The sequence below is a fragment of the Mesorhizobium sp. dw_380 genome (genome assembly GCF_018588885.1).
In the GTDB taxonomy this organism is placed as follows: Bacteria; Pseudomonadota; Alphaproteobacteria; order Rhizobiales; family Rhizobiaceae; genus Mesorhizobium.
Map to the genome: position 1 here is coordinate 34,221 of NZ_JAFFIW010000030.1, position 13,149 is coordinate 47,369.

14 protein-coding genes are annotated in these 13,149 nt (G+C 62.9%); 10 read left to right on the plus strand and 4 right to left on the minus strand.

What is annotated here, in order from left to right:
- Window positions 1-258: 258 nt before the first annotated feature.
- Window positions 259-1,416, minus strand: coding sequence for a fumarylacetoacetate hydrolase family protein (locus tag JT360_RS23965; protein WP_214474652.1), 1,158 nt, complete (start codon window positions 1,414-1,416; stop codon window positions 259-261).
- Between the two features lie 184 nt (window positions 1,417-1,600).
- Between JT360_RS23965 and JT360_RS23970 the strand changes: the two genes are divergently transcribed.
- From JT360_RS23970 to JT360_RS24000, 7 genes are all read left to right on the plus strand, one after another.
- Window positions 1,601-2,485, plus strand: coding sequence for an ABC transporter permease (locus tag JT360_RS23970; RefSeq protein WP_214474653.1), 885 nt, complete (start codon window positions 1,601-1,603; stop codon window positions 2,483-2,485).
- Window positions 2,482-3,312, plus strand: a complete 831-nt coding sequence (locus JT360_RS23975; protein ID WP_214474654.1) for an ABC transporter permease — start codon at window positions 2,482-2,484, stop codon at window positions 3,310-3,312. The genes JT360_RS23970 and JT360_RS23975 overlap by 4 nt, the downstream gene beginning before the upstream one ends.
- A 30-nt stretch (window positions 3,313-3,342) precedes the next feature.
- Window positions 3,343-4,413 carry an ABC transporter substrate-binding protein gene (locus tag JT360_RS23980; protein ID WP_214474655.1) on the plus strand — a complete coding sequence of 357 codons (1,071 nt, stop codon included), beginning with the start codon at window positions 3,343-3,345 and terminating at the stop codon, window positions 4,411-4,413.
- 267 nt (window positions 4,414-4,680) lie between these two features.
- Window positions 4,681-5,289, plus strand: coding sequence for a cupin domain-containing protein (locus tag JT360_RS23985; protein ID WP_214474656.1), 609 nt, complete (start codon window positions 4,681-4,683; stop codon window positions 5,287-5,289).
- The gene (locus tag JT360_RS23990) at window positions 5,279-6,364 is read left to right on the plus strand and encodes an ABC transporter ATP-binding protein (RefSeq protein WP_214474657.1); all 1,086 of its coding nucleotides are present in this window, start codon (window positions 5,279-5,281) and stop codon (window positions 6,362-6,364) included. The genes JT360_RS23985 and JT360_RS23990 overlap by 11 nt, the downstream gene beginning before the upstream one ends.
- A gap of 130 nt (window positions 6,365-6,494) precedes the next feature.
- Entirely contained in the window at window positions 6,495-6,848 is a 354-nt protein-coding gene (locus tag JT360_RS23995) for a nuclear transport factor 2 family protein (protein WP_214474658.1), read from the plus strand.
- Between the two features lie 106 nt (window positions 6,849-6,954).
- The gene (locus tag JT360_RS24000) at window positions 6,955-7,305 is read left to right on the plus strand and encodes an ArsC family reductase (RefSeq protein WP_214474660.1); all 351 of its coding nucleotides are present in this window, start codon (window positions 6,955-6,957) and stop codon (window positions 7,303-7,305) included.
- Between the two features lie 229 nt (window positions 7,306-7,534).
- Here JT360_RS24000 and JT360_RS24005 read toward each other — a convergent pair whose 3' ends face one another.
- From JT360_RS24005 to JT360_RS24015, 3 genes are read right to left on the minus strand one after another with little or no spacing between them, the layout of a single operon-like run.
- Window positions 7,535-7,888, minus strand: coding sequence for a DUF488 domain-containing protein (locus tag JT360_RS24005; RefSeq protein WP_214474662.1), 354 nt, complete (start codon window positions 7,886-7,888; stop codon window positions 7,535-7,537).
- A 25-nt stretch (window positions 7,889-7,913) separates the two neighbouring features.
- Window positions 7,914-9,170 (minus strand): aminopeptidase, encoded by a 1,257-nt coding sequence (locus JT360_RS24010; RefSeq protein ID WP_214474663.1) that lies wholly within the window; start codon window positions 9,168-9,170, stop codon window positions 7,914-7,916.
- Complete coding sequence (locus JT360_RS24015) at window positions 9,167-10,159, minus strand: LysR substrate-binding domain-containing protein (RefSeq protein ID WP_214474664.1); 993 nt, start codon at window positions 10,157-10,159, stop codon at window positions 9,167-9,169. The genes JT360_RS24010 and JT360_RS24015 overlap by 4 nt, the downstream gene beginning before the upstream one ends.
- 96 nt (window positions 10,160-10,255) lie before the next feature.
- On the opposite strand from JT360_RS24015, the gene JT360_RS24020 reads away from it, so the two are divergent.
- The 3 genes from JT360_RS24020 (at window position 10,256) to sbmA (ending at window position 13,129) form a co-directional block, all read left to right on the plus strand.
- Entirely contained in the window at window positions 10,256-10,480 is a 225-nt protein-coding gene (locus JT360_RS24020) for a hypothetical protein (protein WP_214474665.1), read from the plus strand.
- A 117-nt stretch (window positions 10,481-10,597) separates the two neighbouring features.
- Window positions 10,598-11,755 (plus strand): YbfB/YjiJ family MFS transporter, encoded by a 1,158-nt coding sequence (locus JT360_RS24025; RefSeq protein ID WP_214474666.1) that lies wholly within the window; start codon window positions 10,598-10,600, stop codon window positions 11,753-11,755.
- A gap of 114 nt (window positions 11,756-11,869) precedes the next feature.
- Window positions 11,870-13,129 carry a peptide antibiotic transporter SbmA gene (sbmA, locus tag JT360_RS24030; protein ID WP_214474667.1) on the plus strand — a complete coding sequence of 420 codons (1,260 nt, stop codon included), beginning with the start codon at window positions 11,870-11,872 and terminating at the stop codon, window positions 13,127-13,129.
- Window positions 13,130-13,149: the final 20 nt, after the last annotated feature.

Sequence of the window (13,149 nt, forward strand, 5' to 3'; positions counted from 1 at the left end):
CTTTTGCCAGCGCCGCTCGGATGCCCCAGAGCATTCCCTTTTTCGACGGATGGCAAGCCTCCATCTGCAGATGTAGTTGGCGCCCGATGCAGCGCCATCAACAGGCCCATCAGATTGCATCAGTTGGGATGATTTTTTCCGGCAGACTGATGATTGACGTCGAGGCTCAGCCGAACGGATTGTCGCGGCCACGATCGGCACGCTGCGTGCTCCACAACCGATGGCTTCCTTTCGGGACCAAGGCCGCTTAAAGAACCGCTAGATAAGATCAGCCTTCGCCAGGTCGCGCATCAGATGGCTGGCGCCGTAGGTCCAGTGCGGGCAATCGGGCGACAGCCGCACACGGTTGACCAGCGCGCCGAATTTCTCCGACGAGATGGTGACGATGTCGCCGACCTTGTGCGTAAAACCCTTGCCCTTTTCGCCGCGATCCTTCGATGGCACGAACATGGTGCCGAGATAGAGCGCCAGCCCGTCCGGATATTGGTGGTGCGGGCCCATGGCCGCGGCAACCAGTTCTTCCGGCGAACGGCTGATCTCGGCCATCGAGCTTGCGCCCTCCAGCGAAAATCCGTCCTCGCCCTCCACCTTCAGGCGCACCACGGCCTGCTTGACATCGTCGATCGAGAAAGTGTCATCGAACAAGCGGATAAAGGGGCCAAGCGACGCGGAGGCGTTGTTGTCCTTGGCCTTGCCGAGCAGCAGCGCGGAGCGCCCTTCGACGTCACGCAGATTGACGTCGTTGCCGATCGTGGCGCCGACGATCCTGCCGCCTGAGGCGGCGATCATGGCGATCTCCGGCTCCGGATTGTTCCAGGTCGACACCGGATGCAGGCCGACATCGGCGCCGAAGCCGACCGAGGCCATCGGCTGGCATTTGGTGAAGATCTCGGCATCGGGGCCGATGCCGACTTCCAGATATTGCGACCAGGCACCGCGCGAAATCAGCTTGGCCTTGATCTCCGTCGCTTCGGGCGAACCGGGCTTGAGCTTCGAAAGGTCGTGGCCGATCAGCCCGGCAATGTCGGCGCGGATGGCGTCGGCCTTTTCCGCCGAACCGCGTGCCTGCTCCTCGATCACCCGTTCGAGCAGGCTGACGACGAATGTTACGCCCGAGGCCTTGATCGCCTGCAGGTCGACCGGGGAAAGCAGATAGGGCTTTGCCGGATTGCGCCTAGTCTCGAAACTGTTGGCCGCGATGTCATCCAGCGAGCCGATCGGCTTGCCCCTGGCCGAGCGCACATGCCCTGCCGGATCGGCCATCTCGCAGACGTCACGCACGGTTGGTGCCGCGCTCGACGTGATGTCGAAGACGGTGCCGTCACGCACCGTGACCACCAGGGGATACGAGGCGTCACTGCCCCTGGCGCGCCCGACAAACAGGCCTTCGGCGGGCAGATGTGTCAGGTTCGTCATGGCGTTGGGTCCTCCGAAAGATCGAAAATGCGCTTGCCGGATCGGCGCGGCACTTTCACCGGATTCCTGTCAAAGGTCTATCCCACGACGGATGAATGCATCAACGCAACAGCCAGTGTGATTCCGCTTGACAGTTTCATGAATATGAAAAAATCTCTGTCGATTTCAAAAAGTGGGCAGGTCGATGTCGGCCATCGTTGCAGCGCAGGCGCCAGAAGTCCGATCTTCATCGGGCTTCCGACTCGCGATGCTGCTGCCGGGCGCGATTGTCACGTTCCTGCTGATCCTGTTTGCGCTTGGCCTCGTGCTGTTCCTGGCCTTCCGCAACAATGACGGTTCACTGCTCGGCACCGGTTTCAGCCTGGCGAATGTCCTCACCGTGGTTTCCGATCCGCTATACTGGACGGTGACGCTGCGCTCGCTGATCATCGCCGCGCTTGTCACGCTGGCCACGGTCGTTACCGCCTATCCCGTCGCCTATTATCTTGCCTTCCATGCCGGCAGGCGGCGTGGCCTGCTGTTGTTCCTGGTGACGCTGCCGTTCTGGACCAGCTATCTCCTGCGCGTCTTCGCCTGGAAGATCGTGCTCGCCTACAACGGCGTCTTGAACTCGGCGCTGATCGAAAGCGGCATCTGGTCGGAGCCGACGCTGGCCTTTCTCAACACGCCGGCGGCCGTCGTCGTCACGCTTGCGCATGCCTATGCGCCGTTCGCCATCCTGCCGATCTATGTGGCGCTGGATACCATTCCGAAATCGCTGATCGAGGCCGCTTCCGATCTGGGTGCGCGGCCGTTCACCTCGTTCCGCCGCGTCGTGCTGCCCAATTCGATGCCCGGCGTTCTGGCCGCGGCCCTCGTCGTCTTCGTGCCGACGGTTGGCGACTATGTCACGCCGGCGCTCGTCGGCGGTCCCGCCAGCACCATGATCGGCACGTTGATCCAGGCGCAGTTCGGCAAGGCCAATGACTGGCCGTTCGGAGCCGCGCTCTCGGTCTGCGTCATGCTGGTCATCCTCGTCGTGGTGTTGGTCGCCCGGGGCGCCGACCGCAGATTTGGCAGCCGCACATGAAAGCGGAGCGCATCAGCACGAAACAGGATGGGCGCTGGCTCGGCCTCTACGTACTTGCCTATCTGGTCTTCCTGTATCTGCCGGTCCTGCTGATCCCGCTGTTTTCCTTCAACGATTCCATCCAGGCGGCGTTTCCGCTGCAGGGCTTTACGCTGCAATGGTATGCGACACTCCATGGCAATCCGGCGCTGTCCGGCGCTCTCGAAAACAGTCTTGTCATCGGCGTCATGGCGGCCTCCGGTGCGACGCTCTGCGGCATCACGGTATCCTACATGGATCTCTACGGCCGCTCGCCGATGGCCGCCACGATCAGCGCCATCGCGCGGCTGCCGATCCTCATTCCGGGCGTCATCGTCGGCATATCGCTGCTGATCCTTGTCAACCTCGTCGGCCTCGGGCCATCACGCATCGCCATCGTGCTCGGCCACATCCTGGTGGCGCTGCCGACGACGGTGGTGATCATGCGCAGCCGATTCGCCGCCATCCCGAAGACGGTCCGCGAGGCGGCGCTCGACCTCGGCGCCTCCGACTGGACGACGTTCCGGCGCGTCATGCTGCCGCTCAGCCTGCCTGCCGTGCTGTCGGCCTTCATGCTCGCCTTCCTGATCTCCTTCGACGAATTCATCGTCGTCTTCTTCCTCGCCGGCACCGAGCCGACGCTGCCGCTCTACATCTGGAGCCAGCTGCGCTTTCCCCGGTCGCTGCCGACCGTCATGGCCTTGGGGACAGTGATCCTGGCCGTGTCCTTCGTCATCGCCGGCACCGCCGAGGTCCTGCGCCATCGCGGGCTCGGTGCGGTTCGCCGGGTACCTGCCAATCCAGCCTGATCACAACAACGAAAGAGAGGAGAACGAAAAATGGCATTCCACCTGAAATCGACAGCCGGATCCAAAGCCCGGGCCGGCCTCGCCGCACTGGCGCTCGCACTGTCGTCGACCGTGGCGCTGGCCGCCGAGAAGCTGCAGTATTTCACCTGGTCGGGTTACGAACTGCCCGATTTCAACAAGAGCTTCCTCGCCGCGCACCCCGATGGCGTCGAGGCCTCGATCTTCGGTGACGACGATGACGCCTTCACCAAGGTCAAGGCTGGGTTCCGTCCTGATATCGCGCATCCCTGCTATGACAAGGTGGCGCGCTGGAACAAGGAAGGCCTGCTGCAGCCGATCGACACCAAGCGCATCAAGAACTGGGATTCGATCTTCCCGGTGTTCAAGAACCTGCCCGACCTGCAGGCCGGCGACGGCAAGGTCTGGATGGTGCCGTGGGACTGGGGCAACACCTCGATCCTCTACCGCACCGACCTGGTGAAGAACCCCGAGGCGAGTTGGAACCTTTTGTGGGACAAGCAATATGCCGGCCGCATGGCGACCATCGACGCCGTCCATGACACGCCGATCGTTGCCGCGCTTCTGGTCGGCGTCAATCCGTTCGACATGACGCCTGCCGAGATGGACAAGGTGGCGGCAAAATTGCGCGAGCAGCGCCCGCTGCTCTCCAACTACACCACCGACATGACTTCGGTGGAACAGGCGCTGGCCAGCGGGCAGCTGGTCGCCGCCATGACCTGGAATGCGTCCGCCACGTCGCTCAAGAAGCAGGGCGTGCCGGTCGAGTTCATGAAGCCGAAGGAGGGGATGCTGACCTGGGCCTGCGGCTTCGTCATGCTGAAGGACGCCAAGAATGTCGATCTCGCCTATGACTTCATCAACAGCCGGCTGGATGCCGATTCGGGTAAATACCTGATCCAGTCCTACGGCTATGGCAGCTCGCTCAGCACCGCTTTCGCCGGCGTGCCGAAGGAGGAACTGGAGAAGCTGCAGCTGCCGTCGGATCCCGAAGTGATGCTGAAAAGCACCATCTTCACAGGACCGATGAAACAGAATGACGATATGGCCAAGATGTTCGAAAAGGTGAAGGCGGGCGGGTGACGCTAAGGTCTTCCCTTCTCCCCTTGTGGGGTGAGCAGCCGGTTCGCGTAAGCGAATTCATCGTGCCAGTGGCACGATGAAAGGCCGGCGAACGCCGGGACGCTGCGAAGCAGCGGGGACCCGGCAGGGTGGATCGGCTACCACGCCCGGCCCTTCGTAGGCTCAGGGCGTTCGAAGCTCGAAAAGCCAAGCAATTGGCTTTTCGTCGCTGGGTGAACCGCTTCTCACCCCACAAGGGGAGAAGGGGAAGAAAACGAGGACTTACGCATGGATGTTCTTGACGAGGCGGCGCAGAAGTCGAAGGACGATGCCGATGTGCGGGTCGGCCGGCGCGTGCGGGCGCTGCGGCTCGAACGCCACCTGTCGCTGGCCGAGCTGGCCGCCAGGGCCGGCGTGTCGATCGGTGCGCTGAGCCAGATCGAGCGCGGCATGTCCTCTTTGCGCGTCAAGGTGATCTGGCCGCTCGCCGCCGCGCTCGACATCGAGCCGTCGGCGCTGATCGCCGACGGCAACGATGCCGTCAGCGATCTCTATTGCGTGCGCGCCAGCAGTCGCCGCGCCATCCCCGTTAAATCGGAAGGCATTGCAAAGGCGCTGCTGTCGCCGCCGGGTGCGACGCTGACCGGCATGCTGGTGACGGTGGAGGCCGGTGGCGGCACCGCCGAAGCCTACGCCCATGCCGGCCATGAATTCGGCTGCGTGCTCGCCGGTGAGGTCGAACTGGTGGTCGATTCGACAAAATACGTGCTGAAGACCGGCGACAGTTTTGCCTTCAAAAGCACGCTGTTGCACGCCTTCCGCAATCCTGGCGTCGAGCAGTGCCAGATCCTCTGGGTCAACACCACGAAACCCTCCGAGGTTCGCGATGGCGCCTGATCCCCTTGTGCGGCTGCAGGCGGTCTCCAAGATTTTTCCCGGCGGCATCGTCGGGCTCGATGCCGTCGATCTCGACATCATCAGCGGTGAGTTCATCACCCTGCTCGGGCCGTCGGGCTGCGGCAAGACCACCAGCCTGCGCGTCATCGCCGGCTTCGAAAGCCCATCGAACGGCAAGGTGCTGCTCGACGGCCGCGACATCACGGGGCTTCGCCCCTTCGACCGGCCTGTCAACACCGTGTTCCAGGACTATGCGCTGTTTCCGCACATGAACGTCGCCGAAAATGTCGGCTTCGGCCTGTCGCTGCGAAAACTGTCCGGCGCCGAGCAGGCAAAGCGCGTCGGCGAAGCCCTGGACATGGTCGGTCTCGCCGACAAGCTTCGCGCTCGCGTTTCCGAACTCTCCGGCGGCCAGCGTCAGCGCGTAGCGCTCGCACGCGCCATCGTCTGCGAACCGCGCGTGCTCTTGCTCGACGAGCCTCTATCGGCGCTGGACGCGCATCTGCGCGAACAGATGCAGGTCGAGTTGAAGCGGCTGCAATCGCGGCTTGGCACCACCTTCGTCATGGTTACCCACGACCAGACCGAGGCGCTGTCGATCTCCGACCGCATCGTCGTCATGAACAAGGGCCGCATCGAGCAGATCGCGCCGCCGGCGACACTCTACGACCGGCCCGCCACGAAGTTCGTGGCGAGCTTCATCGGCACCATGAATCTCCTGCAATCGCGTTTTGTCGGCCGCGATGGCGAGCGCCTGCGTTTCACCGCCGGCGCCTTGCCTCTGGAGGCCATTTCTGACACCGGCCAATCACCCGGCGAAGGCGAGATGCGAACCATTGGCGTGCGTCCGGAGGATTTGCTGGCAGCGACCGAAGTCGCGCCCGGCACGGCGCCGGCGCGCGTCAACAGCATCGTCTTTCACGGCCGCACGCTCCGCCTGCATGCCGAACTCGAGCAAGGCGCGCCTGTCGTCATCGATGCACCGCGCCAGGCCGAGGGTTTTCAATTCTGCGTCGGCGACGTGGCGCATATCAGCCTGCGGCGTGGCGCCAACTGCCCGATGCTCTCGAGCTAGCCTCACCGATGCTGGCAGGGATGTAGATGTCCATCGTCCTGACATGGATTGTCAGCTATCGACCGGTCCGACGATGGCAGGCCAGCAAGCGGTGCCCTACTTCAAGCCAGTCTGAACAGGAGGAACCCCCATGACCATTGCGGAAATTGCCAAGGATTTCACCGAACTCCTCAAGCAGGGTGACAACGAAGGCGCTGCCGAAAAATACAATGCCGACGATATCGCCAGTTACGAAGCCATGGAGGGGCCGATGGCCATCAGCCACGGCAAGGAGGCTCTCAAGCAGAAAGGCCAGTGGTGGCAAGAGAACAACGAAGTCCATGGCGGCTCCGTAGAGGGCCCCTATGTCAATGGCGACCAGTTCGCGGTGCGCTTTACGTTTGACGTAACGCCCAAGGCGACCGGCGAGCGAGTCACCATGGATGAAGTGGGCCTCTATACGGTCAAGAACGGCAAGATCACCGAAGAGCGCTTCTACTATTGAGGCCGGAAACGCCAAAAATCCGCGGATCGGGTTGGGCGCTGGCAAAGTGGGAAAGAGGGTTTTAGGCTGAGGGAGGATTCGACTTGTCAGCCTAGGGAAGCACGCGTTGACCACCACGATGTATGGCATCACCACCTGCGACACGATCAGGAAGGCGCGCGTCTGGCTGGAAGGTCATGATGCCGCCTACCATTTCCACGACTACCGGGCAGAGGGGCTGGACGCCAAGCGGCTGGACGACTGGGTCGGCAAGGTCGGCTGGGAAGTCCTGCTCAACAAGGCCAGCACGACGTTCCGGGAACTGTCGGATAAGGACAAGCAGGGCCTCGACGAAAAGAAGGCCAAGGCGCTGATGTTGGCCAAGCCGACGATGATCAAGCGGCCGGTGCTGGAGGTTGGTGACCGGATTCTGGTCGGGTTCAAGCCGGATGTTTATCAGGCGGCGGTGGGGAAGTAGAGCCGACGCTGGCCTCGCCGCGTTCCTTGGCGCCCCCCTCTGTCCTGCCGGACATCTCCCCCTCAAGGGGGGAGATCGGCAGCTTCGACGCTCCGCCATTCTTGTCACGTTCGTAGTTTGCGAAGGCGACGATAACGGCAGATCTCCCCCCTTGAGGGTCCCACGAGGGGGGAGATGGCCGGCAGGCCAGAGGGGGCGCTGTCCCGCCGACTCACGAAATTCGAACGCCTCAACCCGCACGTAAATACCCCTCCAGCGCCACGGCATTGTTGTGCGCCTCGTCATGCGCGCCGTAAAGCAGCGTCACCTTGCCTTTACCGAGCAGATCACGCAGCTGCGCCACCGCCTCACCATTCCTGTCCAACTCGGCGCGGTACCGCTTCTGAAAATCCGCCCAGCGCGCCGGCTCATGACCGAACCACTTCCGCAAGTCGTCGCTCGGCGCAATGTCCTTCAGCCACAGCGCCAGCGCGGCATGCTCTTTGCTGAACCCGCGCGGCCAGATGCGGTCGACCAGCACCCGCTGCCCGTCGCCAGGTGCCGGTGGCTCATAGATGCGCTTGACCGCGATGTCGAAGGCCATCACACCCTCGCTGGCTGGAAACTCCTCAGGCCCACTCGCCCTTGCGCATGACCGGCACGCGGCTGCCGTCCTTGTTGACGCCGTCGATGTCTATCTTGTCCGAGCCGATCATCCAGTCGATGTGGATGAAGCTCTTGTTGCCGCCGCGCGCGGCGATCTCGTCCTGGCTGAGCGAGGCACCGTCGACGAAGCACTTGGAATAGCACTGGCCGAGCGCGATATGGCAGGCGGCGTTCTCGTCGAACAGCGTGTTGAAGAACAACAGGCCGCTGGCCGAGATCGGCGAGGAGTGCGGCACCAGCGCCACTTCGCCGAGACGGCGCGCCCCTTCGTCGGTGTCGAGCACCTTCTTCAGCACGTCCTCGCCCTTCGAGGCCTTGGCCTCGACGATCCGGCCCGCTTCGAAGCGCACCGCGATATCGTCGATCAGCGTTCCCTGGTAGGACAGCGGCTTGGTCGAGGAGACATGACCCTCGACGCGCCTGGCATGCGGCGTGGTGAACACCTCTTCGGTCGGGATGTTCGGGTTGCAGGTGATGCCGTTCTTGGCGGTCGAGGCGCCGCCCATCCATTCATGGCCGTCCGCCAGCCCGACCGTCAGGTCGGTGCCCGGCCCGGTGAAATGCAGCGCATGGAAATTGTGGCCGTTGAGCCATTCGGTGCGGCCGCGCAGGGCTGCATTGTGTGCCTTCCAGTTGCCGATCGGGTCTTCCACATCCACCCGCGAAGCGGCGAAGATGGCATCGGCGAGCTTCGCCACCGCCAAATCGTCGGCATCGCCAGGGAAGACCTGTTTGGCCCAGGCGAGGTCAGGGTAGGCGACGATGTTCCAGTTAATGTCAAAGCCGGTGATCTTTTCCAGCGCCGGCTGGTAGGCCATCGAATTGGCCTTGTTGACGCGCGCCACCTTCGCCGGATCCTGCGCCGACAACAGCGACGGATCCTCGCCGCGCACGGCAAGTCGCGCCGCATTGTTGGAGAAGGCTTTCGCCATGCCTTCGTACAGCCAGCCGGCCGCGCGGTCGAACCCGGCATCCGCGCCGAAGCGATAGCGCGCCAGCGTCATCTCGTCATCGTTGAAGATCGGCGTCACCAGCCCAGCACCTGCCTTGTAGGCATGCTCGACGATGCGCCTGGTCAGCGGCAGTGCCGCGATCGATGATGTCAGCACCAGATCCTGTCCGGGCTGCAGTTGCAATCCAACCCTGATGGCGACCTCCGCCAGCCTGTCGAGCTTCACCGGGTCGATCGATGCGGAAACGCCGCGCGAATGTGTGGTCATGATCCTGCCTGCCGTAGTTTGATGTCTGATCCTACATAGTCCGGTGCCACGCTGCTTTCCACCGCGATCCCATCAGTCGTGCCCGACTTCGCCGATCCGAACTGTGCCATCGTCGCCTCGATCTCTTCCCTGATCCAGGCCTTGAAGTCCCGAACCTTGCGGCTCTCGGCCTTGGCCGACGAGGTCACCAGCCAATAGCCGAGCCCGCTCTGAGCACGGATTCCGAACGGCGCCACCAGCCGCCCGTCGGCCAGCGCGTCCGCCGCCAGCAATTGCCAGCCGAGCATCACGCCATGGCCCGCAATCGCCGATTCCAGGCACAGCATCGGATCGGTGAAGCGCGCGCCCTTCTGGAAGGTGACGGGCGGAACACCGGCGGCAGTGAACCAGCTTTCCCAGTTGATCATCGCCCGCTCGTCGGTGATGGCGCAGGTCTGGGCGAGATCCTCGATCGATTTCAATTTCCTGGCGATGCCGGGCGCGCAGACCGGAAAGACTTCCTGCGCCAAAAGCAGTTCCGCCCGCCCGCCCGGCCATTTGCCGTCGCCAAGCCGGATGGCGATGTCGATGTCGGAATGATCGAGATTGGCCAACCGCACCGACGCGTCGATGCGCAGCAGCACGTTGGGATGCCGGTCGAAGTGACGTGATAGCCTTGGCAGCAGCCATTTCGAGGCAAACGCTGGCGCCACCGAGACCACCAGCGTGCATTGGCTCGCCTCGTCTGCCAGAGCCACCGCCTGCGCAAGTTCGCGAAACCCGGCGCCGAGGCGGCTTGCAAAGACGGCGCCGAATTCGGTCAGCACCAGACCGTTCGTAGTGCGCTCGAACAGCGCCTGGCCGAGCTGCTTTTCGGTGCGGCTGATCTGCTGGCTGACGGCGCTGGCCGAAACATTGAGTTCGCCGGCGGCTGCCGCGAGCGAGCCGAGACGGGCGACGGTTTCGACGGCGCGAAGGCCGTTGAGGTGGACGCGGTTGAGCATGGTCATTTGAGTTTTTCTAAACCGGTCCGGCTGAAATCTCAATTGAAACAAACACCGAAACGGCGGACTTTGCCCGGGGGAGACCGACCCGTGGAGCCGGAAATGCTAGGGATCTTGTCGTCGCTGAAGGTCATGTTCACCGCCAATCAGCCGTATGAGCCGCGCTCCGAGAGCGACACCCAGAGATGGCTGGCCGACCCGCTTTCCCATCCCGCGCTGAACACCATGTCTGAACGCGAACTCGGCGATGTGCCGTTCAGGCTGACGGCGCGGCGCACTGCCCACGAGACCGCTTCATTGCATGCCGGTTTTGGCGGGCGCTGCTGAGCGAAGGCGGCACCTTCCAGTTCAGAATAAATCCAGCGGTGCATGGCGCACTGAGGTCGCATTGGCCCAACGAAAGGCGGGTTGTTTCAGCGATCCCTGCACTTATTGTGCGCCGCAATGACATCGGCCACCCCAGCGCTGCGTTTTACGTTCGCCGGCATGATCGCCATGGCCGTCGCAATGGGCATCGGCCGTTTCGTCTACACGCCGATCCTGCCCGGCATGATGGAAGAACTGCATCTGTCGCCGGCCAATGCCGGATGGATCGCCTCGGCCAATTATCTCGGCTACCTCGTCGGCGCGCTGGTCGCGGCAGGCGGCTGGGCGCATGGGCGCGAGCGCCTGCTGATGCTGGCCGGTCTCAGCGCCAGTGCCATCCTTGCCGCGCTGATGGGGCTGACCGACGTCATGGTCGCCTTTCTCGTCATCCGTTTTCTGGCCGGTCTGGCCAGCGCCTTCGTCATGGTTTTCATGGCCAGCATCGTTTTCAGCCATATCGCGGCGGCCGGACGCAGCGACCTGCAGGCGTGGCATTTTGGCGGCGTCGGTCTCGGCATTGCGATCTCCGCGGCGATGATGGCGGTTCTGGTCACCGAACATGCCGGCTGGGCGGCGGGCTGGTTGTGGTCGGGAGCAATTTCGGCCTGTGGCTTCGTGGGCGTGGCGCTGTTGGTGAACGAAGGGCCGCTCACCAACGGCGAAGCCGGTCCTGAGCCGGCGCTGCCGAAAGACCGCTCGCTCATGAAGATTATCGTCGCCTATGGCCTGTTTGGCTTTGGCTATGTGGTGACGGCGACATTCCTGGTCGCCATCGTGCGGCAAGGGGGCGGCAGCCGCGTCTTCGAGGCCGTGGTGTGGATGGTCGCCGGCCTTGCCGGCTTTCCCTCGACCTGGCTCTGGCAGAAGATCGCCGCACGCATCGGGCTCTATGCCGCCTATGCGCTGGCATGCTTCATCGAAGTGATCGGCGTCACCGCCAGCGTGGCGCTTGGTGGATATTCCGGACCGCTGCTTGGCGGCCTGCTCCTCGGCGGCACCTTCATTGCCATCACGGCGTTTGGCTTGCAGGCCGCGCGCCAGCAGGCGCCAAGGGCGCCCCGGCGTATCTTTGCCTTGATGACGGCCTCATTCGGCCTTGGCCAGATCATCGGCCCGATTGCCGCCGGGCTTTTGGCTCAGGCGTCAGGCGATTTCTTCCTCGCTTCGATCGTCGCCGCGGCCATGCTGGTCGCCTCCGGCATCATCACATGGTCGGCCGTGCCAAAATCGCCATGATTTGTGGTCTTGCTCTGCGCCGGGTATCGGGCGGGCATTTTCTTTCCCCCTAATGTGTGACTTTATGCCCGCCAAAGTCAGTTGATTTGCGCACAGAGCAAGGAATTTCCCACAGTGTTCGTATCCTTCTTCCCGCAGCCGAAGCTCTTCTTCTCTTCGGCCGCCATCTGGAGCCTTGCGGCGATCCTGTTCTGGTTTTTTGGCGGCGAGCAGCTGGGAGCTGTCTTGGGCTTGCCGCCGGCCGCCGCCGGTGCGCCGCCGATTATCGGTATTGCGGTGCTGGTTTCGAAGCCGTTCCTCTGGTTCTATATCTACTTCGCGCTTTGCGTGGGCATCTTCTACGGATTCTGGAGCTGGTATTCGCCGCATCCATGGCAGCGCTGGTCGATCCTGATGACAGCGGTCGTCCTGTTCTTCATCTATTTCAATGTGCAGGTCAGCGTCGCCGTCAACGCCTGGTACGGCCCTTTCTTCGACTATGTGCAAGGGCTCATGTCAGGGACCGGAACATCGACCAACGCGGAATTCTACACCGGACTGGCCGACTTCTCATGGCTCGCGCTGGTCGGCATGAACGTGCAGGTCGTCAATGCCTTTATCGTCAGCCACTGGATCTTCCGCTGGCGCACGGCGATGAACAACTACTTCATCGAGAACTGGGCCAGGCTGCGCCATATCGAGGGCGCCTCGCAGCGTATCCAGGAAGACACGATGCGGTTCTCGCAAATCATGGAGGATCTCGGCTCCAGCTTCGTCCAGTCGATCATGACCTTGATCGCCTTCCTGCCGGTCATGATCCAGTTGCAGGCTCACATCAGCGAGTTGCCGATCGTCGGCGCGATCCCGCAGCCCTTGGTGATCGCGGCACTGGCCTGGTGTCTGTTCGGAACGATCTCGGTGATGATCGCCGGCCTGAAGCTTCCGGGGCTGCAGTTCCGCAACCAGCGTGTCGAAGCCGCTTACCGCAAGGAACTGGTCTATGGCGAAGACCATGCGGACCGCGCGCAGCCCGCCACCACGGCCGAGCTGTTCGCGAATGTCCGCCATAATTATTTCAGGCTCTATTTCCACTACATTTATTTCAACGTCGTCCGGTACACCTACCTGCAGGCCGACAACATTTTCTCGCTGCTGATCCTGGGTCCGTCGCTGGTCGCGCACAAGATAACGTTCGGCGCGCTGAACCAGATCTCGAACGCATTCGGGAAGGTGACGGGCTCGCTGCAGTTCCTGCTCACCTCCTGGTCGACGATCGTCGAGCTGCAGTCGGTCCACAAACGTCTGCGCGCCTTCGAGGCAACGCTCCTCGGCGAACCGCTGCCTGCTATTGATCAGCGTTATCTGGCAAAGCATGGCGCCGAGGATCCGGCCTAGGAAGACTGAGGAACCGATGC

What these genes read in the sequence shown, in the direction of transcription:
- JT360_RS23965 (WP_214474652.1), bottom strand. Translation starts at nt 1,416, where the DNA reads ATGACGAACCTGACACATCTGCCCGCCGAAGGCCTGTTTGTCGGGCGC.
- JT360_RS23970 (WP_214474653.1), top strand. Translation starts at nt 1,601, where the DNA reads ATGTCGGCCATCGTTGCAGCGCAGGCGCCAGAAGTCCGATCTTCATCG.
- JT360_RS23975 (WP_214474654.1), top strand. Translation starts at nt 2,482, where the DNA reads ATGAAAGCGGAGCGCATCAGCACGAAACAGGATGGGCGCTGGCTCGGC.
- JT360_RS23980 (WP_214474655.1), top strand. Translation starts at nt 3,343, where the DNA reads ATGGCATTCCACCTGAAATCGACAGCCGGATCCAAAGCCCGGGCCGGC.
- JT360_RS23985 (WP_214474656.1), top strand. Translation starts at nt 4,681, where the DNA reads ATGGATGTTCTTGACGAGGCGGCGCAGAAGTCGAAGGACGATGCCGAT.
- JT360_RS23990 (WP_214474657.1), top strand. Translation starts at nt 5,279, where the DNA reads ATGGCGCCTGATCCCCTTGTGCGGCTGCAGGCGGTCTCCAAGATTTTT.
- JT360_RS23995 (WP_214474658.1), top strand. Translation starts at nt 6,495, where the DNA reads ATGACCATTGCGGAAATTGCCAAGGATTTCACCGAACTCCTCAAGCAG.
- JT360_RS24005 (WP_214474662.1), bottom strand. Translation starts at nt 7,888, where the DNA reads ATGGCCTTCGACATCGCGGTCAAGCGCATCTATGAGCCACCGGCACCT.
- JT360_RS24010 (WP_214474663.1), bottom strand. Translation starts at nt 9,170, where the DNA reads ATGACCACACATTCGCGCGGCGTTTCCGCATCGATCGACCCGGTGAAG.
- JT360_RS24015 (WP_214474664.1), bottom strand. Translation starts at nt 10,159, where the DNA reads ATGACCATGCTCAACCGCGTCCACCTCAACGGCCTTCGCGCCGTCGAA.
- JT360_RS24020 (WP_214474665.1), top strand. Translation starts at nt 10,256, where the DNA reads ATGCTAGGGATCTTGTCGTCGCTGAAGGTCATGTTCACCGCCAATCAG.
- JT360_RS24025 (WP_214474666.1), top strand. Translation starts at nt 10,598, where the DNA reads ATGACATCGGCCACCCCAGCGCTGCGTTTTACGTTCGCCGGCATGATC.